The sequence below is a fragment of the Cytophagales bacterium genome (genome assembly GCA_033344775.1).
In the GTDB taxonomy this organism is placed as follows: domain Bacteria; phylum Bacteroidota; class Bacteroidia; order Cytophagales; family Cyclobacteriaceae; genus JAWPMT01.
Genome location: JAWPMT010000002.1, coordinates 737,957 through 761,288, shown reverse-complemented (window position 1 = coordinate 761,288; position 23,332 = coordinate 737,957). Strand labels below are relative to the sequence as shown.

General features: G+C 42.6%; 28 protein-coding genes. 5 read left to right on the top strand and 23 right to left on the bottom strand.

The window, feature by feature from the left end:
- The first annotated feature begins 73 nt into the window (after positions 1–73).
- On the top strand, positions 74–1,000 hold the full coding sequence (locus tag R8G66_07565; protein MDW3192205.1) for a leucine-rich repeat domain-containing protein: 927 nt from the start codon (positions 74–76) through the stop codon (positions 998–1,000).
- 37 nt (positions 1,001–1,037) lie between these two features.
- Here the strand turns inward: R8G66_07565 and R8G66_07560 are convergent, their stop codons facing one another.
- Positions 1,038–1,730, bottom strand: a complete 693-nt coding sequence (locus tag R8G66_07560) for an ABC transporter ATP-binding protein (protein MDW3192204.1) — start codon at positions 1,728–1,730, stop codon at positions 1,038–1,040.
- 3 nt (positions 1,731–1,733) lie between these two features.
- The gene (locus R8G66_07555) at positions 1,734–3,119 is read right to left on the bottom strand and encodes a DUF5687 family protein (protein MDW3192203.1); all 1,386 of its coding nucleotides are present in this window, start codon (positions 3,117–3,119) and stop codon (positions 1,734–1,736) included.
- A 142-nt stretch (positions 3,120–3,261) separates the two neighbouring features.
- On the opposite strand from R8G66_07555, the gene R8G66_07550 reads away from it, so the two are divergent.
- The gene (locus tag R8G66_07550) at positions 3,262–3,738 is read left to right on the top strand and encodes a hypothetical protein (protein ID MDW3192202.1); all 477 of its coding nucleotides are present in this window, start codon (positions 3,262–3,264) and stop codon (positions 3,736–3,738) included.
- Between the two features lie 33 nt (positions 3,739–3,771).
- A complete protein-coding gene (locus R8G66_07545; GenBank protein ID MDW3192201.1) occupies positions 3,772–4,716 on the top strand; it encodes an alpha/beta hydrolase in 945 nt (314 codons plus the stop codon).
- 5 nt (positions 4,717–4,721) lie between these two features.
- Here R8G66_07545 and R8G66_07540 read toward each other — a convergent pair whose 3' ends face one another.
- The 5 genes from R8G66_07540 to R8G66_07520 all read right to left on the bottom strand — a co-directional run bounded on the left by R8G66_07540 (position 4,722) and on the right by R8G66_07520 (position 8,324).
- Positions 4,722–5,423 (bottom strand): LytTR family DNA-binding domain-containing protein, encoded by a 702-nt coding sequence (locus R8G66_07540; GenBank protein MDW3192200.1) that lies wholly within the window; start codon positions 5,421–5,423, stop codon positions 4,722–4,724.
- The gene (locus R8G66_07535) at positions 5,416–6,426 is read right to left on the bottom strand and encodes a histidine kinase (GenBank protein MDW3192199.1); all 1,011 of its coding nucleotides are present in this window, start codon (positions 6,424–6,426) and stop codon (positions 5,416–5,418) included. Before R8G66_07535 ends, R8G66_07540 begins: the two co-directional genes overlap by 8 nt.
- Complete coding sequence (locus tag R8G66_07530; protein MDW3192198.1) at positions 6,419–6,850, bottom strand: hypothetical protein; 432 nt, start codon at positions 6,848–6,850, stop codon at positions 6,419–6,421. The genes R8G66_07535 and R8G66_07530 overlap by 8 nt, the downstream gene beginning before the upstream one ends.
- Position 6,851: 1 nt before the next feature.
- A complete protein-coding gene (locus tag R8G66_07525) occupies positions 6,852–7,619 on the bottom strand; it encodes a hypothetical protein (GenBank protein MDW3192197.1) in 768 nt (255 codons plus the stop codon).
- A gap of 129 nt (positions 7,620–7,748) precedes the next feature.
- Positions 7,749–8,324: a pentapeptide repeat-containing protein gene (locus R8G66_07520; GenBank protein MDW3192196.1), complete on the bottom strand. Its 576-nt coding sequence runs from the start codon at positions 8,322–8,324 to the stop codon at positions 7,749–7,751.
- A gap of 369 nt (positions 8,325–8,693) precedes the next feature.
- Here R8G66_07520 and R8G66_07515 point away from each other — a divergent pair, with 369 nt between their 5' ends.
- Positions 8,694–8,900: a hypothetical protein gene (locus tag R8G66_07515; protein ID MDW3192195.1), complete on the top strand. Its 207-nt coding sequence runs from the start codon at positions 8,694–8,696 to the stop codon at positions 8,898–8,900.
- 388 nt (positions 8,901–9,288) lie between these two features.
- Here R8G66_07515 and R8G66_07510 read toward each other — a convergent pair whose 3' ends face one another.
- Positions 9,289–9,789, bottom strand: a complete 501-nt coding sequence (locus tag R8G66_07510; protein MDW3192194.1) for a hypothetical protein — start codon at positions 9,787–9,789, stop codon at positions 9,289–9,291.
- A 78-nt stretch (positions 9,790–9,867) separates the two neighbouring features.
- Between R8G66_07510 and R8G66_07505 the strand changes: the two genes are divergently transcribed.
- Positions 9,868–11,064, top strand: coding sequence for a BamA/TamA family outer membrane protein (locus tag R8G66_07505; protein MDW3192193.1), 1,197 nt, complete (start codon positions 9,868–9,870; stop codon positions 11,062–11,064).
- Between the two features lie 142 nt (positions 11,065–11,206).
- Here R8G66_07505 and R8G66_07500 read toward each other — a convergent pair whose 3' ends face one another.
- The 15 genes from R8G66_07500 to nrfD all read right to left on the bottom strand — a co-directional run bounded on the left by R8G66_07500 (position 11,207) and on the right by nrfD (position 23,319).
- On the bottom strand, positions 11,207–11,488 hold the full coding sequence (locus tag R8G66_07500; protein MDW3192192.1) for a DUF983 domain-containing protein: 282 nt from the start codon (positions 11,486–11,488) through the stop codon (positions 11,207–11,209).
- A gap of 58 nt (positions 11,489–11,546) precedes the next feature.
- Positions 11,547–11,744, bottom strand: a complete 198-nt coding sequence (locus R8G66_07495; protein ID MDW3192191.1) for a hypothetical protein — start codon at positions 11,742–11,744, stop codon at positions 11,547–11,549.
- A gap of 90 nt (positions 11,745–11,834) precedes the next feature.
- On the bottom strand, positions 11,835–12,416 hold the full coding sequence (locus R8G66_07490) for a DUF420 domain-containing protein (protein ID MDW3192190.1): 582 nt from the start codon (positions 12,414–12,416) through the stop codon (positions 11,835–11,837).
- On the bottom strand, positions 12,394–12,804 hold the full coding sequence (locus tag R8G66_07485) for a hypothetical protein (protein MDW3192189.1): 411 nt from the start codon (positions 12,802–12,804) through the stop codon (positions 12,394–12,396). The genes R8G66_07490 and R8G66_07485 overlap by 23 nt, the downstream gene beginning before the upstream one ends.
- Before the next feature lie 11 nt (positions 12,805–12,815).
- Positions 12,816–13,148, bottom strand: coding sequence for a cytochrome C oxidase subunit IV family protein (locus R8G66_07480; GenBank protein MDW3192188.1), 333 nt, complete (start codon positions 13,146–13,148; stop codon positions 12,816–12,818).
- 20 nt (positions 13,149–13,168) lie between these two features.
- Complete coding sequence (locus R8G66_07475) at positions 13,169–13,918, bottom strand: cytochrome c oxidase subunit 3 (GenBank protein MDW3192187.1); 750 nt, start codon at positions 13,916–13,918, stop codon at positions 13,169–13,171.
- 15 nt (positions 13,919–13,933) lie between these two features.
- Positions 13,934–14,518, bottom strand: a complete 585-nt coding sequence (locus R8G66_07470; GenBank protein MDW3192186.1) for a cytochrome c oxidase subunit 3 — start codon at positions 14,516–14,518, stop codon at positions 13,934–13,936.
- Between the two features lie 4 nt (positions 14,519–14,522).
- On the bottom strand, positions 14,523–15,407 hold the full coding sequence (gene cyoE, locus R8G66_07465; protein ID MDW3192185.1) for a heme o synthase: 885 nt from the start codon (positions 15,405–15,407) through the stop codon (positions 14,523–14,525).
- Positions 15,404–16,435: a COX15/CtaA family protein gene (locus R8G66_07460; protein ID MDW3192184.1), complete on the bottom strand. Its 1,032-nt coding sequence runs from the start codon at positions 16,433–16,435 to the stop codon at positions 15,404–15,406. Before R8G66_07460 ends, cyoE begins: the two co-directional genes overlap by 4 nt.
- A complete protein-coding gene (locus R8G66_07455) occupies positions 16,425–18,323 on the bottom strand; it encodes a cbb3-type cytochrome c oxidase subunit I (protein ID MDW3192183.1) in 1,899 nt (632 codons plus the stop codon). The genes R8G66_07460 and R8G66_07455 overlap by 11 nt, the downstream gene beginning before the upstream one ends.
- Before the next feature lie 10 nt (positions 18,324–18,333).
- On the bottom strand, positions 18,334–19,419 hold the full coding sequence (locus tag R8G66_07450) for a cytochrome c oxidase subunit II (protein MDW3192182.1): 1,086 nt from the start codon (positions 19,417–19,419) through the stop codon (positions 18,334–18,336).
- Between the two features lie 15 nt (positions 19,420–19,434).
- Positions 19,435–20,751, bottom strand: coding sequence for a quinol:cytochrome C oxidoreductase (locus tag R8G66_07445; protein ID MDW3192181.1), 1,317 nt, complete (start codon positions 20,749–20,751; stop codon positions 19,435–19,437).
- Between the two features lie 3 nt (positions 20,752–20,754).
- The gene (locus R8G66_07440; protein ID MDW3192180.1) at positions 20,755–21,378 is read right to left on the bottom strand and encodes a cytochrome c; all 624 of its coding nucleotides are present in this window, start codon (positions 21,376–21,378) and stop codon (positions 20,755–20,757) included.
- Positions 21,368–21,910 carry a DUF3341 domain-containing protein gene (locus R8G66_07435; protein ID MDW3192179.1) on the bottom strand — a complete coding sequence of 181 codons (543 nt, stop codon included), beginning with the start codon at positions 21,908–21,910 and terminating at the stop codon, positions 21,368–21,370. The genes R8G66_07440 and R8G66_07435 overlap by 11 nt, the downstream gene beginning before the upstream one ends.
- A gap of 2 nt (positions 21,911–21,912) precedes the next feature.
- Positions 21,913–23,319, bottom strand: coding sequence for an NrfD/PsrC family molybdoenzyme membrane anchor subunit (gene nrfD, locus R8G66_07430; GenBank protein ID MDW3192178.1), 1,407 nt, complete (start codon positions 23,317–23,319; stop codon positions 21,913–21,915).
- Positions 23,320–23,332 lie beyond the last annotated feature (13 nt).

The following is a 23,332-nucleotide window of genomic DNA, read 5'->3' as shown; positions in this document are numbered from 1 at the left end:
TGAGCGTACTCAATTTACCATCGAGGCTTATTCTTGTTTTCACTGATCTTTTTCTTTTTTTCAAGTTTGCAACATGCAAAATATTGGAATAACAACTATCTCTTTTCTTATTGCTGTAGTGCTTATTTCACAGCATTCTTTTGCTCAAGAGAAGCAGTCAATAATTGACGTAGTTCAAAATGACAAAGTAGTCAATTCGTTCAATCCGGTTTGTGATGATATTCCTTTAATTCCGGACTATTTAGGACGTTTTAGTGAATTGAGGGCTTTGTATTTAACTTCTTGTGACCTCACCGAACTTCCCAGTGGGGTCGAACAAATAACCAGCATGTCACTACTTAATCTGGAAGGAAATCAATTGACCTCCTTACCTTCCTCTATGCTTTCTTTGAGTAATTTGAAAGTCGTCAACCTTCGAAATAATCAATTCAAAAGCGTCCCTGCTGCATTATTGTCTCTACCCATGTTACGGGAACTAGACCTGGCATTTAATGATCAACTGGACCTTACAAAAGCCATTGAAGACTTATCCAATGTAAGTAACCTGGATTTTTTATACCTCTCAGGGTTAAAGATCAACACGTTACCTACCTCGATAACTAAATTACGATCGTTAGAAGAATTGCATCTTTCTCATAATCCAAAGATGGACCTCCCTCAGGTATTTCGCGCACTATCAAGAGTGCCGAGTCTGAATATCCTGGTTTTGAGCAACAATCAATTAGTTGATCTACCTGAAGAATTGGCTTTATTGAAGCAGTCAAAGGGATTGGTATTGGACAATAATCCTGAAATGGATCTGAACGTATTGAATCATCAATTATCGAAACTACCAGCATTAAAGGTGTTGCTATTGAGAAACAATGGCCTTCAATCGTTGCCCTCCTCTTTGAATTCATTTCAAAACCTGGCCGTATTGGACCTCAGCGGTAATGAATTTTCAGAATCAACAAAAACTGCAATCAAAGATCAATTACCTGAGACCAATGTGATCTTTTGATAAAGTCGAAGAAGTCATTATCAATCTTTCCTTTTTACTAAGCCACAAAATAAGCTTCCAGGGCTTCCAGTGTATCACTATCCGTGCGTACATCCATTTTTACCTGACCTGCTTCGATCAAAACAATGCGTGAACAAACATCTACTACACTCTGCAGGTTATGGCTGGACAAGATCATGGTCACCCCTTCTTCTGCTTTGGAACGAACCATCTTCATCAAACGAGACTGAGAGGTAGGGTCCAAATGCGCGAAAGGCTCATCGAGGATAATCAATTTGGGGTTTCCCAGCAATGTGGATAGTACACCAACCCGAACTTTTGAACCTGTCGAAAGCTCACGGATCATCTTTCGATTTTCACGAATGTCATCATTGACAAACTCCGAGTATTCTTCCAGCAATTGTGCCACTGACTGCTTCCCTGCTCCAATTGTTTTACCAATGAACTCCAGGTATTCGATGGGCTTGAGGAAATCAATCAAAAAGCCTTCGTCGACGAAAGCATGAACACCAGTCTTCCAATGATCCGAGTTTTTGACGGATTGTCCGAATATCTCGACAGAACCTGTTGATGGTGGTAGTAAGTCCAGAACAGTACGAAATAAGGTCGTTTTACCTGCTCCATTATTGCCTACTATCCCGATGCACTCACCTTGTTGGAAAGTAAGTTCCTGAATGTCCAGGGCACATTTTCCACTGAACTCCTTGGTCAATTGTTGTATTTGAATCATGATTTAATCGTGAAAAGCCATTGATAATTCGTACTTCTTTTGGTCCATTCTTCTCGCCAGTGATTGGAGGATCTTGTCTTTAAAGAATAGTCCCAATACCGACACGCCGATTACTCCGAAATAAGCCCCATCATCCGGTAAAAACACATTAAGAATACCTAATAACATCATGGGAAGAATGATGGTCGCAAAACTCACCGTGAGTACATTAGCGGTCATTGATTCGGCCTTGAAGATGATGCTCTGTCCAAGAGAAAGTTTCTTCTTATTACCCAATACGCCGAACATGACCACAAACAAATTCCAGCTGATATTATAAAAGAAAGCAGCCAGTAAGGGAAGCCACTGAGAGGTCTCAATGAACAGCACTACAGAACTGAAAACCAGTCCGATACCTGTTGCCCACAAATAAAACTTGAATTTAAAATGCATGAACTGCAACGCGGTAAAGCGCGTGACAAGCATGTCAAAATAATTACCTTCCCAGGACATGGTGTAAATGCCGTGCTGTAATAAGACCAATCCTGTGGTAATGACGGCCATGAAATAGACGCCTGCCGGCAACCCTGCATTGCTGAAATAATACACAAGTAGAGGAATGGATAAAAAACCGGCGATGAGATTGGTCCGGGTTCCTTTATTACGCCAGATTAGCTTCACTTCCAGGTCAAAGAGCGGATCAGCCAATTCCCTTCCTCCCAGGCTGAATAGCCTTTTACTCAATCGAGATCGCTGAATAAAAGCTTCTGGTTGTCTGGAAACCATCCGAATGGCACCGATCAAACCTACCAATGCAATAGCACCAACTATGGGTGCCAGTTGTAAAATAGGTTCTACCCACGCCATACCCAACCAGCCTTTGAATAAGACTGCTGTCAATATCAGTAACACCCCACAAATTACCCACTTGGCCCAGGTATAGGGACGTAGGGCAATGTTCAGGTAGTGTTGCATGAGCCAAAAAGCCAGGAACGTGGGAAGGATATTCAACCCAAATTCGGCCGATTTGATCAACATAACAACCTCAGAAAATAACCAAAAGAAATTGGCTGGTTTCAAGTGAGACAGTAAAACATACTGAATGGCCAAAGATCGCTTGTTGACAGGCCACAATTGATAGGATTCATAGTGTATGGGTGCTGCTGAAATGTTCAATTTAATGGCGGTCATTCCTATGAAGGAAAGGGCCAGAATGAATTTGAACGCCTCCAACTCACCGATCTCAAATTGTTCGCTAAGCTGCGTTACCCATAGGCTCAGCTCGCTTAGAAATGCATTTCCTAAGCGGAAAACAAACATGGATAAGATAAATCCTGCTACTAGTATTTTCAGATGGTCGCCCTTCCTGATGAAGTTTAGCCAACGATGATGAATGTAAAACAATCCCATATCGTTCCCTTAGTGTTGCACTTAGCTAGCTTTATTACAGACCCTTTTCAGAAAACTTGATTTTTTTGCTCTAAACAAACAGGAGTAACATTTGGAATTATCCGATAAGTCTTTGAAATTGAGCACAGTAACAGCTAATACTATGAATAAAATCGACATCAAACAAGAAGCATATTTTCCTTTTACATTTAAGTTGTTCGGTATGATCCTGTTTGCCTTTGGTTTATTGATCTGGACACAACGGGAGTGGCATTTCATAGTAAAAGCACTTGGTATGGTTGTTTCCTATGCGCTGGGAGGTTCGATCGTTACAGCCCGATATGGTTTATTGATTGATCCATTGAAAAAGACCATCAAAGAATACGTTCAAGTCTTGTTTTGGAAAAGTGGTGAGGAAAAGACTTACGGAGCGATCGAGAAGATATTCATCAATGAAGTAACAGAAGCGGCTACTTTCCAAACTCGTACAGGATCCGTACACGACGTGAAAAACAAAGCTTACAAAGCATTCCTTAAGCTGGATGATGACGAGAAAATACAGTTAGATCGGGACATAAAAAGAGATCGACTAGAAGAACGAGTTCAAAATTATCGTGACATGCTCGAGGTTCCAGAGTAGTTAGATTGCCTTACTTTTCATACTTACCCAACCATGAAGTACCTCAAAAAGCTCCTGATCGTTCTCATAATCACTATTATCGCTACAGGGATAGTCATTGCTATATTTTTCGGCAAACGAGATATTCCTCTGGATGACCTTAAAGCCAAATATGCGGGAGCTCCTTCGCAATTTATCTTAATACAAGGCATGGATGTTCATTTTCGTGATGAAGGTAATCCGAATGATTCGTTGCCTTTGGTGCTCTTACACGGAACCAGTTCCAGCTTGCATACTTATGATGAATGGACAAAGGCCCTGACCCCTTCCCGCCGTGTCATACGGATGGACTTACCCGCTTTCGGACTTACTGGCCCTCACCCAACACGTGACTACTCCATGGAGCGTTACGCAGATTTTGTTCACGATTTCCTAAATGCGCTGGAGGTAGAAAAGTGCATTTTGGGTGGGAATTCACTTGGAGGAAATATTACCTGGAATTTTGCGCTGAAATATCCGGAAAGAGCCAAAAAACTGATCTTAATTGACGCTTCTGGCTATCCGATCAAGGCAGAAAGTGTACCTATTGCCTTTACGCTTGCCAATACCCCTGTAGCCAATAAACTACTCACATTTATTACACCAAGGTTTATGGCAGAAGCCAGCGTATTGAATGTTTATTCCGATAAAGCCAAAGTAACTGACGAATTGGTAGATCGCTATTTTGAACTCACTTTACGCAGAGGAAACCGACAAGGCCTGGTGGACCGCATGACCATGGCTGTGGACTCAGAGGCCCATCTTCGCATCCCGACAATCGAGCAACCGACATTGCTACTCTGGGGAGGCGAAGATTATCTGGTTCCAATAGCCAGTGCCTACAAGTTCCAGGAAGAATTGCCAAATGACACGTTAGTCATCCTCCCGAATTTAGGGCATGTCCCTATGGAAGAAGATCCTGTAACGAGCCTGGAACCTGTATTGGCGTTCATTAAATAGGCTAGTCAATCCTTCAGAAATCGTCTAACAGCTTCCTGAAAATCAGTCCGATAGGCCGATGAAATAGGTATTTCTACCCCTTCAAAATAGACAAATTGCTGATCTATTTTCTCTACCAAAGACAGGTTGACAATGTACGATTTATGTACCCTGAAAAATTGATTCCCAGGTAAAGATTCAATGATCCTTGTCATGGTCATTCGTGTTAGCACTCGTTCTTTCAGCGTATAAATGTTCAATAAGTTGGCATCAGATTTAATGTACTGTATGTCTTTCAGGCCGATCTTTTTCAATTGATACCCATCTTTCACAAAGATGAAATCAGGCGCATTATTAGTCGGCATATCAGCCTGTTCTTTTACTTTCAGACAGGCCTTTAAAAACCGATTGAAAGAGACAGGTTTCAATAGATAGTCTACCGCTTGCACTTCAAAACCTTCTAAGGCATAAGTTGCAAAAGCGGTAACGAAGATCACACTGACCTGATGGCGATCAAGCATTTTAGCGACCTCTACTCCATTAATGTCAGGCATTTCGATATCCAGAAACAGCACATGCACCTCATTTTCCTGCAAATAGCTCATGGCCCTGGAAGGAGACACAAAAACGGCTTTTAATTCTAAGAAATCTACCTTGGCGGCGTATTGCTCAATGATTTCCAGTCCATTGGGCTCATCATCCAGAGCGATGGCGGTAAGTTTATTCATGAGCTTTCAAGTTTAATGTGAGCGTTACCTGATAGATGTCATTTTTGATATCAACGAGATACTTATGACTCGGATAATGTACCTGTAACAACTTCTCTGCTTGTTCCAGGCCGATGCCCGAGTTGTCCTTACCTTGTTTGGGATGATTGGAATTTCGAATGATCAGTCTCAAAAAAGGTGATTCCTGTGTCATCGAAATGTACACACTGGATGCTTTTTCACGACTGACCCCATGTTTGAAGGCATTCTCAATAAAGGTGATCAATATCATTGGATGGATGGGGTATTTGGGATCTGTAATGGTCGTGTTTATTTCTATTTGCACCATTTCATCCGATTGCAGTCGATGTTTTTGAAAATCTACATACTGTTGAATAAAATGTACTTCTTCTTCTAATGAGATCACTTTTTGGGAAGCATACTGTAACTGATACCTTAATATATCCGTCAGCATTTCCAGGTTAGAAGTCATTTGCTCCGCACCTATTTTCAAGGCATCATTGTAGAGTGTATTCAAGGCATTGAATAAGAAGTGTGGATTCACTTGCGACTTCAACAGGGTCAATTCCGCTTCACGACGATCCTTTTCGTAGGTCAATTGCAATTGTTTTTGTTTGCTCGCTTCGAAGAGTTTCTTAGAAATAATCACTACCACCAATCCTACTCCTGCCAGCAACATGTTTTCAGGGACAAATTGATCCTCGGCAGAAAAGGCAGCACGTACGATCCACCAGAAGACCAGAAACAACGTGAGGTATATGGTCAAAGACATCAATCGAGGAGACTGTTCATTCAACCGAATTGATAACCGATTCCGAAAGAAAAACACCGACCAACCTAACGATACAAGTACAAAAAGAACGAGACAGTAACTACCGACAAAGAACAAGAATCCGACAAACTCATGATCCTGAGCATCGATTCCATTGAAGAACAGTACCCATTCATAAGAGAGGTAGCCTACAATCAGTAGGCAAATAAGTATCAACAGGGCTCTAATCATGCTCCTTAGAAGATCTGCCAGTGGAAATAACAATCTTTTCCAATCTAGCTTCAACCTTAGCGTATTCTTGTGAATTGGAAACCTCCAAACTGAGTCGAGTCGCCGGAAAAACGTATTCCAGGTCTGCTTTCAAATAGTAGGTATTGCCAGCCTCAACATTGATAAGATAATGATTGTTTCTTAGAAACGGGCTTTTAACCCGCACCTTCGTAAGAAGAGAAATCTCTCCCGCCGGGACCTGAAAGGTCACACTGCTATTTCTTCGCAAGGGCTTTGCCAATGGAATATTATCTAACCAAAGGTCAAATCGGGTGCTGGAATAGCCTCGCTGATGATAAACGATCACAGTGGCCATTTCCTTCTTTTGCGCTTCCTTTTGATAAGGAGCTCCAATGGATAGCAATAGTGTTAACCACAAAATCATTTTAAGGACGTTTTTTCAGGTCAACACCAAAACCAATAACGAAGCTGAAGTAAAGTTGACCTGATCGGTCAGATAAGCCAGATGTTAACGTTGCATGATCAGACCTCCATGGACGATCTTGCCAACCTCTCTGATAACCTATCCTACTGCGTTGCAATACAAAATTACGATTCTTGTTCTGGAGACCGTAGAATAAATCTAAGGCAAATTGATAAAAGCCACTCCTATGAAACAATTCCGGGGACCCTTCGATACTGAAGCTATTTGGATCTGAAAAATCAAATGATGTGGAGGTATCAAAAGTATACTGGACAGCATACCGTACTATACCTAATCCTGCACGCGGCACGATAGAAATTCGTCTATTGGAAAAGACCACATATCCAAGCGATGTACTCCATGAGCGGTAGGATTGTTCTACAGTAACATCTCTACCCCCGATTGTAAATTCTTCTTCACTAAATAGCCTGACATCTCTTGCCGTTACAGCATCCCACAAAAATCGGTTTCGCCGTATTTGCAATCCAAATTGCATCAGTTCAAGGTCTCTATCAATGTCCAACCCCTGCGCATCCAAAAAATCGTACATTTCATTGTAGTTCAGGTTGAACGACGGGTCTGAGATCACAGAAGCGGTCACCATTAACCCCCATGGGTTTTCTTTGAACCAGTCAGTATTATCAACAGAATCAGCCGGTTCCAGACGTATCTGCCCAGACAAGTCTAAAAACAACAGCATTGTTAAGAAAGAAATCAATATTTGTCTCATCAGAAATGGATTAAATTTTACCTGATGCTAAGCAACAACAAGTAATCATCTCCTGAAAAAGGATGATTCAATCAGGATGAACGATGTGATGAAATCCAGCTATTATGGGATATGAAGAAAATAGGGGAATTAAGACGTAATCGAAATGTCGTACTTATCCAACAACGTACCGACTTCTGGCCAGGAGAATTTCGCTTTTTTGATCTGATTGTCATCGGGATCAATTCGATAGTTCGTTGCCGATCTAAAATCGGCTTTTTGCAGGTTGGTCCGTTCAAACAAGGCACCCTTGAGATCACATTGCAGAAACTTCGCCTCTGTCAGGTTAGCTTCAACAAAATCCACCTCTTGCAACTGACATCCTTTGAAGATCGTCTTTTTGAGATTCAATGCATAGAAAGTACTTAAGTTGAGGATACAGTCCTGAAACTGGAATTCAAGCAAAAAAGTATTGCAATGATCGAATCGAAGGCCTAGCAACTTACAGGTGTGAAAACTGACATCCCTTAAGCCGGTTTCTTTCAATTTCACATTGCTTAAGTCACAATTTTTAAACTCACATTCAAGAAAAATAACCTCAGAAAAGTCAGCTCCTTTAAAATCACAATCGACAAAACGGCAAGATTCAAATTCACCTTTCCCAAATATATGATCAGCATAATTGGATTTGGTAAACGTTTCGTCCGTTGTTAAAAAATCACTCACTGTCTGAAGTATTTCGGTTGATGATCAATGTAATTAAAGAAATGATTTCGGCTCGAACAAACAGAAAATGCGATGGCCTTAAGAAAAAAGAGCGAGCCGATAAAAATCGGATCGCTCCCAAAACAACTAAAGGTGCGGTCGGGCGACCGCAGTACTTTCTTAACGTGAGAAGCAGGTGCTTAGTTTGATCTTTTCAGAAAAAAAATTAATTCTTTTTTACCATGGTTCAAGTCATTAACTACACTCCCATACTCATGCTCTTATCTATGGAATCTACATTCAAGCAATGGAAGTATTTTAGTGATATATAAGCTAAAGACTGTAAAACTTACTAAGCAATATTGCTTTTAATGCAACTACTTCCGAATCTTGAAAACATTAGACCGCATCTCAAAAGTTATTTTGCCTGACACACAGGAGATCAATGAAACTATCATCCAGCATTATGAACAGCATCCTGATGAATTGGATTTGATCATCGATCGTGAACATTTCTATACATTCTATCTTACGCTGGTTTTTCTGTTAGGAATTGTCACTACAGTGGGTGCCAGAAGGATACAATTCTTCTATTGACAAACGCTGGGGATTTCTTCAATACCATTGTTTTAGACGTTCTTTCAGAGTTAGGAATTGCCTTTTTTGGAGGTGCGGTGGTTAGATACTTGATAGAATTTTTGAATAAGCGCCAATTTCAACAGAACATCAAGTTCCGTAGAGAAATCAAAGCGATCCTGGCTGAAAGGCAAAAACACAAATCGGTACCTGATTAAAAATAGCTATCTTTAATTCATGAGTACATTCAAGACTATCCTAATTGCATTCAATCGCCGAGTTGATCAACTCCTGTATTTTTTTCGTACCAGAGAAATTGGTAGCATTTGATCTCTATTAAAAGTTAATTTTTCTGATGCTACTGTCTTCTCTTTTCGTAGGTTTTTGAGTAAGTAGGATAAGTGGAATATTACCTTTTGACTTTATAGGCTCCTTTCAGGTACATATCTCCTATCTCTTCATTGTTGTAAGAAACCACGCGAAAAGCATAGGTTTCATCATCGAGGTATTCCCATATATCAGCAATGACCGTCTCCCCATAGTTGTAAACAAACCAAAGGTCCCTGCCATTAGCGATAACCTCTCCTTCTGTTACCCCTCCGAATGCGTCGAACTCCCAGAACAGGATTTTGCCGCTCTCTTTGTCGAATTTTCTTATGCCAAAATTGCGGTCGCCAAATTGGGTACGCTCAGCATTGATAAAGCCTTTTGTATAGCAATACACCACCTGGTTCTGAAGTCCATATTCTAAAGACAACTCCTGTTTGAAGACTGATCCATCGCCCCATTGGGCATCTATGGCCCAGGTTTTGCCCATGAGCGGCTCCAAAGCAGTCAATGGATTCTCTTCTTGTGCAATAGCCGAACCAAACAGCAAACAAGATAAAATCAAGATCAAAAAATACTTCATGGGTTTAAAGATAGAAAAATCATCAAGTTTATGATTGTATAGCAAAGTTGGAAGAAGAGGTAAAATTGGTTTATTTTCATGTCCTTGAAGAAGATCAACTTGCAAACCCTAACCAGGCGCTGTATTCCTTTTCTGATGCTTGCGCTCATTTCATTGACCACTCTGGCCCAGGAAAATAGTCGAAAGAAATCCTTCTGGTCCAACCTGGATTCCATTCGTGCGGCTAAAATTGAATTTGGTCAGTCACTATTTACGCCATTTGTCGCCCCAGCTTTTTCTCCGGAACTAGGGTTCCTGATCTCTGCTGGGGGTTTATATACCTTCAAAGTACAAAAGGACAACCCAATTCTTGAACGGTCTTCCATCCCATTTGCGGCCGGGATCAGCTCCAACGGGTCAGTACAATTCAATGCACGTCTCACACTCTACGGAAAGGATGATAAGCATCGAACTTCAGGTGAATTATGGTTCAAGGACATGCCAGACAACTACTTCGGTGTAGGGTATGACAATGGAAAGAATACCCCACTCTCGGACAGCACTACAACCTATCAAAGAACGTGGTTTCGACTCTATTATAAGTTACTTACCCGATTTGGTCCACATGTGTTCTGGGGAGCGGCCTTAGATATTAACCGCACTACCGGTAAGGACCTCAATGATTACATCCTTGCCGATCCTAATATCATTGAAACAGGTAATTTCAGTAAGAATGCTGGCCTGGGGCTCTCCGTACAATACGATAGCCGCGACCTGATCGTCAATGCCTATGAGGGAATCTTTCTTGATTTGAATGTCATGTTCTATGGTCGATTTCTGGGAGGGCAAAGTAAATACGAGGTGATCGATTTGGACTACCGGCAATACCAGCTTGTCGGTCATCGAAAAGTGCTGGCCTGGCAAATCCGCAATCGGAATGCATTTGATGAAGTACCCTGGCCGGAAATGTCCCAATTAGGGACTCCATTCGATTTGAGAGGCTATCGTTGGGGACGATTTCGAGACAAGTCCATGCTCTTTGGTATCCTGGAGTATCGCCATATGTTCGGAAAAGGAGACAGCAGTAAGAAGTTCAGCTTAAAAGATCGATCTGGGTTTGTGGCATGGATAGGTGGCGGCTCCATTGCCCCAGATCCTGTCTCATATGACAAATGGCTACCCAATTTTGGAGCGGGTTATCGCCTGGAAACAGAACCCAGAATGAACATTCGGGTGGATTTTGGATTCGGCGCGGACAGCAGCTTCTTTTATATTTCGTTTAATGAGGCATTTTAGGTTTCGAGAGCCTCAACCTTACACTTGAGCAGACTCAAACATGCAATCATTCCTCAACCTAACACACAAATCATAATTCAAAGTCGGATTGAGTCTGCTTTGTTCGGTAGAAAGGTCTGTTGAAATCAATATTGAGTTACAGCTACTTCCCCTTCACGAAGGAACGATCATACTTCACCCCACCGAAGGCATGGAGCATGATCAATCTGGAAAGACGAACATTGAACGGATAAGCAATCGCTGCTAATACCACGACAGTAATGATGTAGGTCCAAATACTGGCATCCTCAATCAAAAGGGTGATGCCAATCCAGGTTGCCAGGAAAATACCTACTGAAAACCCGTAGCTGACATACATTGAACCATAGAAGAAACCAGGCTCCACTTCAAAACGGAGACCGCATACTTCGCAAGTCTCGTGCATCACATTGAATGATCTGATTTTAGAAGCAGGATATTTGAAGACCTTCCCTTCCCTGCACCTAGGGCACTTGCCGCCTAATACGGCTGATAATGCTTTCTTTTCGTTCACTGACTTTACTGTGTTTGAACCACATGAAGGCAACAATGCCAATTAAGATATAAGGTGTGAAAAACAGGTAAAGAATTCCCATGTTGAGTCCTGCTGCGAATGTTGTTTCACCCGCGCTGACGTTATTGACCACCTGTGTTCGACACATGGCACATTGTGCTTGTGTCAAAATAGGCAAAACTGCAACTAAGACCAACAACCCGTATTTCCTCACTCCACTCATAATGCAAAAATAAAGCTACCAGGGATAATATTGACTGATCATGAAGTAAACTATCACCCCAGTGACAGATACATATAACCAGACCGGAAAAGTGAACTTTACGATCTTTTTGTGGCGCTCAATCTTACCCGAAAGCGCGAAATAGAACGCAAATAAAACAAACGGCACCACCACTATTGAAAGCAGAATATGAGAAGCCAGAAAAAACAAATAAATGCTTCTTGTCCCTCCTACCTCTAACTTTTCTGCTTCTGACAATACACCATCTGCATTCAGATCCCCAAACTTCACGGAATCAACAGAAGCGTGATAAACGATATAGGAAAGCAAGAATATAAATCCTAACACCAGCCCACTCAACATCAAAGTTCGGTGCGCAGCAATGTTGCCACGCTTGATCATGACGAATGCCAGGATCAACAATACGGAGGTCAGCGAATTAATTACTGCATTCAGATCCGGTAGGAAATAAACCCAACTTCCTGCATCTATCTTTTGCGGCAATAAAATCAATGCTGCCACCGCCAAAGGAATCACCACAGAAATACCAATGATTACATTGGTGTTCCGGGAATTACTTTGAATCACTTGTTCCATTTCTCTCTGCTATGGTATAATACAACTCTACTTCTGTGATCAACCGATCAATATCCGCAATTTCCCATAGGTATGCGCCTTTGATATCGCCAGTTGGAGCCACCAGGATCAAGTCCCACGCTTCGAAACTACAACCCTGATTGTCCTTACTTATTAAAGCTTTTGTGAGTTGATTTTGTTCAATCCGATTAGATTGATTTCTGGCTTCAGTACTAATCGGTGCTCTGATGATTTGCACCGTAAGTTCAGTTGGAATACAGTCGTCCTCTGCCTTACCTAAGGTCGGCAATTCAAACTCATTCGTACCGAATAGTTGTAAAAAAAGGTACCAGAAGACTGGTACCCCAAATATGATGATAAGGACAAATGCCTTGAGTCCTTTTTGCAATGTATAGATGCTTAGAATTCCGGATAAAGCACCTGGAAAATCGCTGTTCCCTGGTACCACAAAATAAAGATCAGGAAGATCACAAAGGTGATCGGCAACAATATTGACATGATCAATGATTTTCTCTCATGACCTAAGTGCATGAAATCAGATACGATGAAATATGCCTTGAAAATTGTCAGGATGATAAACACCCAGTTCTTGATCAAACTTGCCGGGAAAATAAATGCGATGGCAAATTCTATGGCTGTAATCAATGCTAGGATTCCAGCAATCTTCCAAATTTTTCTGGTTTTCGCCGGATCTTCCGGGATAACTACTACTTCTGGATTTTCTTGCTCCATGATATCGATTGATTAAAAAGTTAGACCAAATAAAAGAAGGTGAACACAAATACCCACACCAGATCTACAAAGTGCCAGTATAATCCTACTTTTTCTACCATCTCGTAGTGTCCGCGCTTCTCGAGCTTACCTACTACCGTCTGATAGAATATGATGAAATTAATGACCACCCCACTGAATACGTGGAATCCGTGGAATCCTGTAATGAAGAAAAACAGTGCTGCAAAGTTGCTTGGCCCATATTGGTTAAGGACAAGGTTCGCACCAAAGATCACTGATCCGTCACTCAATCTACCTCCATCTGCAGTTCCGTGAATGAAGTGAGACCATTCCCATGCCTGGCAACCGAGGAATGTCAATCCTCCAACGATAGTCCAAAGCATCCATTTCTCTACACCACGCTTATCCATTCTGTGTCCTGCTTCCACTCCTAATACCATGGTCACACTACTCAGGATCAGAATAAACGTCATGATTCCCACAAACACCAACGGAGCATGTACTCCATGTAAGAATGGCACCGCTTCAAATACTTTTTCAGGAATTGGCCAGTAGTCCTGAGAGAATACGAAATCTTCAGGATTCCCTTCGTATGCCGGATGCTTGAACCGGATCATTCCGTAAGTGATCAAAAGAGCTGAAAAAGTGAATGCATCAGACAGGAGGAAAAACCACATCATGAGCTTGCCGTAGCTAGCTTTCATGGGCTCAACTCCACCGGCCCAGAGGCCTTTCTTCGACTCGTCTACGACAACTGCAGTGCTAGACATGTTAGATTAGGAATTTTAATTATTCAGGATCAAAAATAAATATAAATACAACCAAAGTCCACCGAGAAAATGCCAGTATGTAGCACAAAGCTGAATACTCAACATACTTTTTGAATGAACCTTGTATGTAAACGCCCTTCGCAACACGATAATCAGGAAGATAAGTCCTCCAAAAAGGTGCGCCACGTGCAGGCCAGTGAAAACATAAATAAAGGAGCCGGCAGGATTCCCAACAAAAAACACCCCCTGCTCTACCAACTCTCCCCAGGACCAGTATTGCCCTACTGTAAAGGCAATGGCCAACAGTCCGGTGATACCGAGACCCAATCTGATATTGAACAGATTATTCTTCTTAGACGCGAGGTACGCGAAGTGCATACTCAAACTACTCAGAACGATCAAAACAGACGTAATCTTAAACATCTGCGGAAACTGGATCAGCAACCAGTCTCCTTCAGCTTTCTTAACGATGTAAGCGCTGCTTAGGGAAATAAAAATCATTACTACCGTAACCATGAAAATCCACAAGCCGAATAGCTTGGGGTTCACCGATCTTACTTTTCCCTGTTGTTGACTCATGACATTCAATACGTTATCCATCCCCTCAAATTTTATCAATTAAAAACGCAATTTGGACTACCGGGAGGTACATGAATGAACCAAACATGATCCTAAGTGCTGACTTGCGACTGTTGTCTTTCAGCAATTGAAACGTCTGCGCAAGGAATAATACACCACATACAGTAGCCACAACTCCGCTACCTATGCCGGTCAATCCGAAATAACTCGGCAACAACCCTAAAGGCAGCAGGAATAACGTGTAAACCACAATATTGATGGCAGTGTTCAAGTCTTTTTTACCGGCACCTGGAAGTAGTTTAAAACCGGCCCGTTTGTAGTCTTCATCAGAAACCCAGGCAATGGCCCAGAAGTGCGGGAACTGCCAAATGAATTGGATGCCGAATATGATCAATGCATCATGAGAGATAACCCCTGTAGAAGCTACCCAACCGATGAGTGGAGGAAGTGCGCCGGGAATTGCGCCAACAAATACTGCGATTGGTCCTACTCTTTTTAAAGGCGTATAAACGAAAGCATACAATACCAGGGACACCAGCGACAACAGCACGGTCAGGCTATTTGTAGCGAAAGCCAATAAGGCTGACCCTGCGATGGTTAAAAGCACCGTATAAATAATCGCTTCGGATTTACTAATTCTTTCGGTCGGTAACGGACGCTTTTGCGTACGACTCATCACCTTGTCATAACCGATCTCCAGTAATTGATTGATAGTCACTGAAGCGCCACTGATGAAGAATCCGCCTATGACAAATTGCGCAAAGTGAATCCAGTCTATGGGACCACCCGCAGCAAGAATGTATCCAAATGCCGAAGAGAAAGCTACGGTCATGGACAGTCGGGGTTTTAACAACTCCCAGTATCCTGACAACTTCTCTTTCCAAACCCAATCACGTGTTAGCGAAATCATGCTTTTGCAGCTTTGAAATTTGAGATCAAAGTTAAATAGTATAGCGTTCCAAACAGTATCGATGCTCCAAGCAAATGTAAAGGTTGCATTGATCTTGGCACTTCAAAATAGGTCATGATTGCACCACCTATGGCTTCTGCAATGATGATCCCCAAACTAATCAGCCAGAACAATCCAAAATGGCTACTCAGCGCTTCGACCTTATAAAGTCGATAAGCTCCGTAGATCGCAATGATCAGGATCAATAAAGAAAAAGACCGATGGATGTAGAAGATCACAGGCATTTGACTGATCAGAGCCTCTCTTCCTACTTCCTGATTCAATAACATATCAATGATCTCACGCACCTGAGTTCCCATTAAAATTTGAGGCAATGACAGCACAAAGATCACGATTGCCATCACCTTAAATTCTCGGCCCAGATCTCTGGAATTAACCCTATCAGAGGATTTGTAATTGATGTATATCAAAAATGCCACTAATAGCAAAGCCAACGACATGTGGAAAGAAATGAAACCAGGCAAAAGATTGGTAGATACTACGAGCGATCCAATCCAGCCTTGAAACAATACCAAAATGAAAGCAAATACAGCAATCACTGGAATAATTGGAGCAATCCTTCGATAACTGAAGGACCAGATCATGTTCGCTATGATAAAGAATCCAATCAAAACACCAATCAAACGGTTAATGTATTCTATCCAGGCCTTGGTACTGCTGTAATCTTCTTCAATCTGAATATCCGGATCGTTTATGATTCTATTGGCTAACCCTGTCAGGTTAAGTCGCATCAACAATCCGGATAGTCGTTCATTTTTTGAAAGCCGCTTTTCGAGATATATCTCTTTGTAGTTTTCTGGAAGCTGACTGACATGAGTCGGAGGTGCATATCCACCGAAACATTTCGGCCAATCGGGACACCCCATTCCAGCTTCCGTTACTCTTACAATGCTACCTACCACGATCAACAGGTAAACCGCAATGATCGTGTAGGTATTGATTTTGCGAAAAGTACGCTTATTCAGCATTCGCCACTTTGGGCTCCAGGTCAGTTTGCTCTTCTGCTGCTAATTCCTTTTCCTGCTCCGTATTAGATTCCATGGTCTCTGTTAACGGAACGTCTTGAGGAATGAAGTCAGGGTAATTATCAATTTCTTCCTGAGACATACTCGCCTTCGCTTCTTCCGTAAGGGGCTTACTGTAATCATATGCCCATCGGAACACTTTAGGGATCGCTCCTACCCAGTTACCGTGTCCAGGGAATCGAGGAGTAGTCCACTCTAATGTGTTAGAGTTCCATGGATTAGCAGGTGCCAACTTACCTCTGAAAATGCTGTAGAAGAAGTTGAACACAAAGATGAACTGTGCAAAGAAGGTAAATACCGCCGCGATCGTCACGAATGAATTCAGATCCGTGAAAGATGAGAATGCATCAAAGCTTGTGAACGAATAATATCTTCTTGGGAAACCTGCGATACCAATATAGTGCAGTGGGAAAAACACCAGGTAGATCCCTACGAAGGTGAACCAAAAGTGAATGTGGCCCAATCGCTCATCCATCATTCTTCCAAACATTTTAGGGAACCAGTGATAAACCCCTGCAGCCAGACCAAAGGCAGATGCACTACCCATTACCAGGTGGAAGTGAGCCACTACAAAGTAAGTATCGTGCAAATTGATATCAATGGCAGAGTTACCAAGGAAAATACCAGTCAATCCTCCTGAGATAAAGAAGGAAACCAAACCAATAGAGAACAACATCGCTGGAGTAAAGATGATATTACCTTTCCAAAGCGTGGTGATGTAGTTAAATGCTTTTACAGCCGAAGGAACCGCAATGATCAAGGTCAGGAACATGAACACAGATCCCAGGAACGGATTCATTCCCGATACGAACATGTGGTGTGCCCAAACAATGAACGAAAGGAACGCAATAGCCAGCATAGAACCAATCATTGCACGGTAACCGAAGATAGGCTTACGTGAATTGGTCGCAATGATTTCCGATGTGATCCCTAGTGCCGGAAGCAATACAATGTATACTTCAGGGTGTCCAAGGAACCAGAACAAATGTTGATAAAGGATCGGGCTACCTCCTGTGTGTGGCAACGCTTCTCCTCCAATGTATATATCAGACAAGTAGAAACTTGTTCCGAAAGATCGGTCAAAGACCAACAACAATGCTGCAGCAAACAATACAGGGAACGATAAGATACCGATAACCGCCGTAATGAAGAATGCCCAGATTGTTAGTGGCAACCTACTGAAAGTCATTCCCTCGGTTCTGAGGTTTATGACGGTTGTCACATAGTTGATTCCTCCAAGTAATGATGATGCAATAAAGAACACCATAGAAACCAACCACAAGGTCATACCCGCGGCAGATCCCTGAATTGCTTGTGGTAAAGCACTAAGCGGCGGATATACGGTCCAACCACCGGCTGCCGGTCCTGTTTCGATAAACAACGAAATGAACATAACCACACTGGACAAGAAGAAGAACCAGTAAGACAACATGTTCATGAAACCTGAGGCCATGTCCCTCGCACCAATTTGCAGTGGGATCAGGAAATTACTGAAAGTACCGCTCAGTCCAGCCGTCAATACGAAGAATACCATGATGGTACCATGCATCGTAACCAGGGCCAGATAAAATTCGCTATCTAGTTTTCCTGCAGGAGTAATCCATTTGCCAAGGATTGGGCGAAGCCATTCCATGTCCATGTTAGGAAAACCAAGCTGCAATCGGAAAATAACAGATAATGCAACACCAATCACTGCCCAGGCAATACCTGTAATCAGGAACTGCTTAGCGATCGTTTTGTGATCAGTAGAAAAGATGTATTTGCTTACAAAACCTTGCTCATGATGCTCATCGTGGTGATCATCATGTCCTGCGTTATGAACTTCTGACATCTGTGTTTTTTTAATTAGTAGTACTTATCAACTTCTCTTCGGCAGTTTCATCTACTTCAGGGTTATCGATTCCTAAAGTGATCAAAGCCTGCTCCCTCAACTCCGCCGGAACTTGCGTGATATAATCGGGATTTGCTTTTAGCCAAGGCTCTTGTGATTCATACCACTTTTCGTACTCAGCCGGCTCATCCACTACAATCAAATACTTCATTCCGAAGTGTCCTTTACCACAAATCTTGTTACAAACAAGTTCGTAGTTGAAATCGGGATTACCCGTTTCCGCTCTCATTTCTTCTGTCGACTTGGTTGGTGTAAACCAGAACCTTGTCGGCATACCAGGTACTGCATTCATTTGCAATCGGAAGTGTGGGGAATACACACTGTGGATTACATCTCTTGCTCTGATGTTCAGTAATACCGGCTTTCCTTTAGGAACATGAAGCTCACGGCCGTAGAAATCATCAAAAGATGCTCTGTCTGAATAGTCTACACCAGACACATTAGAAACATCAATCTTTCTGAAATCATAACTTCCTAGCTTATTATCTGCTCCAGGGTAGCGAACTGCCCAGGAATATTGATAACCCATTACCTCAATGACCTCTGCATTGTCTGGTGCCGGACCAGTAATATCTCTCCAAGCCTGCCATCCTGTAAAAATCAGAACAGCAAGTACCACAGCAGGTACAGCCGTCCAAATCAATTCCAGTTTGTCATTGTGAGGATAAAATGTAGCCTTATTTCCTTCTTTATGCTGGTATTTCCAGGCGAATCCGAAAAGAAAAATTTGTGTAATGATGAATACTACACATGTAACCGCCATTGTGATCCAAAACAAACGGTCAGTTACTACACCATGCTCGGAGGCGATGGGCTGGACGTAGCTTTCGCTAAGTCCTCCAAAGGAATAATAGAAAAACCCTGCAATTCCTGCAACAAGAAACACGATCATCAATGCAGCCTGCACTTTGTTTGCTGACGAAACACCCCCCTCTTTCTGCTCCTTAGTCACGTTGATCAGCGTCGATACCCGGAAGATAATTACCAGGATCGCCAGGATCAGGATTACCGCTACTAATACAACTAAATTCAACATTGCTCCGCTCTAATTTTAAATATGGTGATGCAAACTTTCTTTCAACATTGGATGGTTCTTACCAAACAATGGGACTTTTGACAGTGAGTTGAGAATCACGTAAGTAAACGCCCCTGCGTAAACGAACATAACTCCCAATTCCAAGAGGCCGTAACCTCCATGTTCTTTCAATGTTCCCGGCGTGACCATCAAATAGAAGTCAAACCAGTGACCGAGAATAATGATTGGTGCTATCACTTTAATAAACCTCGCATGCCGCTTTGCATCCCTTGTCATTAAGACTAAGAAGGGCAGGAAGAAGTTCAAAAATAAATTCATGTAAAATACCGGAGCATATTGGTCACTTTTCCAGCGCTCAACGAAGTAAATGGTCTCTTCAGGAATGTGTGCATAATAGATCAACAGGAACTGTGAAAACCAGACATAAGTCCAGAAAATGGAGAACGCAAACATGAACTTACCCAGGTCATGAATATGGTTCTGATTAACAATTGACAAGTAACCTTTGTCTTTCAACAATACTGCGATTAGTGTGATCAACGCAAGACCACTAACCCACCAACTGGCAAATACATACCATCCAAACATGGTACTGAACCAGTGTGTGTCGATGGACATGATCCAATCCCAGGCAGAAACAGATGAAGAAACTGCGAAGAATAACAGGAAGATCGCAGACCACTTTCTCATTTCAAACCATCTTGCGGTGCCGCCTTCTAAATCTTCCGAGACTGCCAGGCCTCTCAGTTTCCTAAATAACCAGTACCATACACCGAAAAAGATCACCATTCTTGCCAGAAAGAATACTGGAATACTTGGATGATCGGTCATAGGCCAAAAGAAATATGCCTTCTTTCCATCGATGATAGAATCATATTTCGGATTAACGGATCCATCTTCTAGAAATTTAGCATAAAGATCATGGTGTGTCCAATGAAAGATGTCATGACCAAATACTAAAAAGCTCACCAAAATCAATACTCCTGCAATCGGCAGCCAGGAACCGAAAGACATGGCAATTCGCTTAACTCCTACTGACCATCCCGCTTGTGAAGCATATTGAATCGCCACAAAGAATACTCCTATAACTGAGATCCCTGCGAAAAATACGTTGTTGATCCAAAGGTTTGCAAATAATCTTTTTGTCCAGTGGAATGCGTGATGTCCACCATCAGCGGCAACTCCATGAGAGGCATCACCATGGCCACCAGTGTTCATCATGATGACACCAACGATAGCCATTAATAACCCTACAGCGATGAAGATGAATAAGTTCTTCTTAGTCTTCGCCGTAAATTCAAATTTCTCTTCTGTGATTTCTACAGATGCCATAGGTTATTGATTTTGCAGGGTTTGAACGTACCTAACAATTTTCCAACGGTCTTCGACGCTTATCTGAGAAGCATGCGCTCCCATACGTCCTTTACCGTGTGTGATCACATGAAAGATGTGACCCCCTTTTTTATCTTTTACCGTAGATGAGGTGTAAGAGGTAACGCCTTTGTAAACCTGCCCTACCAGACCATCGCCCTGCCCTTTTTCTCCGTGGCAATGCTCACAAAAACGCTCATAAAGGATTTTACCATCCTTGATCACGACTTGTGAAGAATCTAATGGATTGATCAGATTAGCTTCAGCAGTTTCATAATCTGCCGGGTCAATGTGATTCGGAAGATACTGACCTCTTTTCACTGTATTGGCCACAGGTTCACGCATGGTCATATCGAAAGCATTGTAAGGATTGGAATTGTAGAATTCCGCATGTTCCTCCAATTCAGAGGAGGTTACTCCGCGACCTGCTTCTGTGTCCTTAATTTGTGATAAAGGCTCGTATGGCGTAGAATGATACATTTGAGGTGCATACTCCAGTCCCTGGTTGTCACCTGAAGCTGCACATCCTGCCAGCAACACGGCCACTACGACCACTACCAGGGAGTTGTATAACTTCTTATTCAGCATTTCCGTCATTAAATGATTTTGGGTTCACTTCAGAAGCTCCGCTGGCATTCAGGATAGAAGTCAATTCTTCTACACTCTTATCATTAGCTGATAAATCCAGCGCCATTACATGCTTATCGTCTGTAATTCGCTTGTCAAAAATTCTTGGTTTGCCCCATGGCTTCAGGTTGGCTGTTACAAAAAACGTACCCACCATACCGAATGAACCGAGTAATACGGTCAACTCAAATGTCACAGGAATGAATGATGGAACCGGAATATAATCCTTACCACCGATGATCATTGGCCAGTCAATCCCCATCATACCAATTTGCATGGTCAATGCAAGGCTGGTACCGAGCAATCCGAAGAGGAAAGCCGCGATCGACATGTTTGATCTTTTGTAGCCCAATGCATGCTCTATGCCGTGGACGGGAAATGGGGAATACACTTCGTCTATCTTGACGCCTGACTCACGTACTGACTTGATCGCGCCAAGCAATACATCTTCGTCTTCGTAGACCCCCAGTAAAAATTCGTTAGACTGTGACATATTTATGCTACTTCCTTTTCGGTTGATTGATCTGCTGCAACTGCAGGCTCTGTGCTTCTTTCACCAGTTACTTTCACAATACTCTTGACCTCCGCCATGTTGATGACCGGGAAGAATTTTGCAAACAGGAAGAAGGCTGTGAAGAAAAGCCCGAACGTGAATATGTATACTCCCACATCGTAAAAAGTAGGATAGAACATTGCCCAACTCGAAGGAATGAAATCCCGGTGTAGTGAAGTTACAATGATCACGAAACGCTCAAACCACATACCGATATTCACGATTATCGACAGTACGAAAGTTGAAGCGATGTTCGTTCTGATCTTCTTGAACCAAAACAGTTGAGGAGAAAATACATTACAAGTCATCATGGACCAGTAAGCCCACCAGTAAGGACCGGTCGCCCGGTTGATGAAAGCATATTGCTCCGGCTCTACACCTGAGTACCATGCAATAAAGAACTCAGTGATGTAAGCAATACCAACAATGGATCCAGTAATGATGATCACGATGTTCATCAGCTCGATGTGCTGGATCGTGATATAGTCTTCTAATTTGTAAACCTTTCTGGTGACAAGCAACAGCGTCAATACCATGGCAAAACCAGAGAAGATCGCACCTGCAACGAAGTAAGGTGGGAAGATCGTGGTGTGCCAACCAGGAATTACGGATGTTGCAAAGTCAAATGATACAATAGTGTGTACCGAAAGTACCAGTGGTGTCGCTACACCCGCCAATACCAACGCTACTGTTTCATAGTGATTCCAGTGACGAGCAGCTCCTGTCCATCCAAAGCTCAATGCGCCGTAGATGGTTTTTCTCAATCCTGTAGCCCGGTCTCTGATCGTTGCAAAATCAGGGATCAATCCAATGTACCAGAATACCAGGGAAACAGAGAAGTAAGTACTGATCGCAAACACGTCCCAAAGCAGCGGGGAGTTAAAGTTCACCCAAAGTGATCCGAAAGTGTTTGGTAATGGCAATGCCCAGTAAAAACCTAACCAGGGACGTCCCATGTGCAAAACAGGGAACATCGCTGCACAAATTACCGCGAAGATCGTCATCGCTTCCGCAGCACGGTTGATGGACATTCTCCATCGCTGACGGAACAACAATAGTACCGCAGAGATCAACGTACCTGCGTGACCGATACCTACCCACCATACGAAGTTGGTGATATCCCACGCCCAGCCTACAGTCTTGTTCAGTCCCCACATGCCAATACCTTCCCATAGGAGCTTACCGACAGCATACCCGCCGATCGCTAGCATACCCAGGGATACGGCCATGGCCATCATCCAGGTGAGGTGTGGTTTCTCTTCTACCCTACCGGCAATGTCATTCGTTACATCGTGCAACGACTTTCCACCGGTTACTAATGGTTCTCTTATTACAGATTCAGAGGTCATCAATCTTTACAAT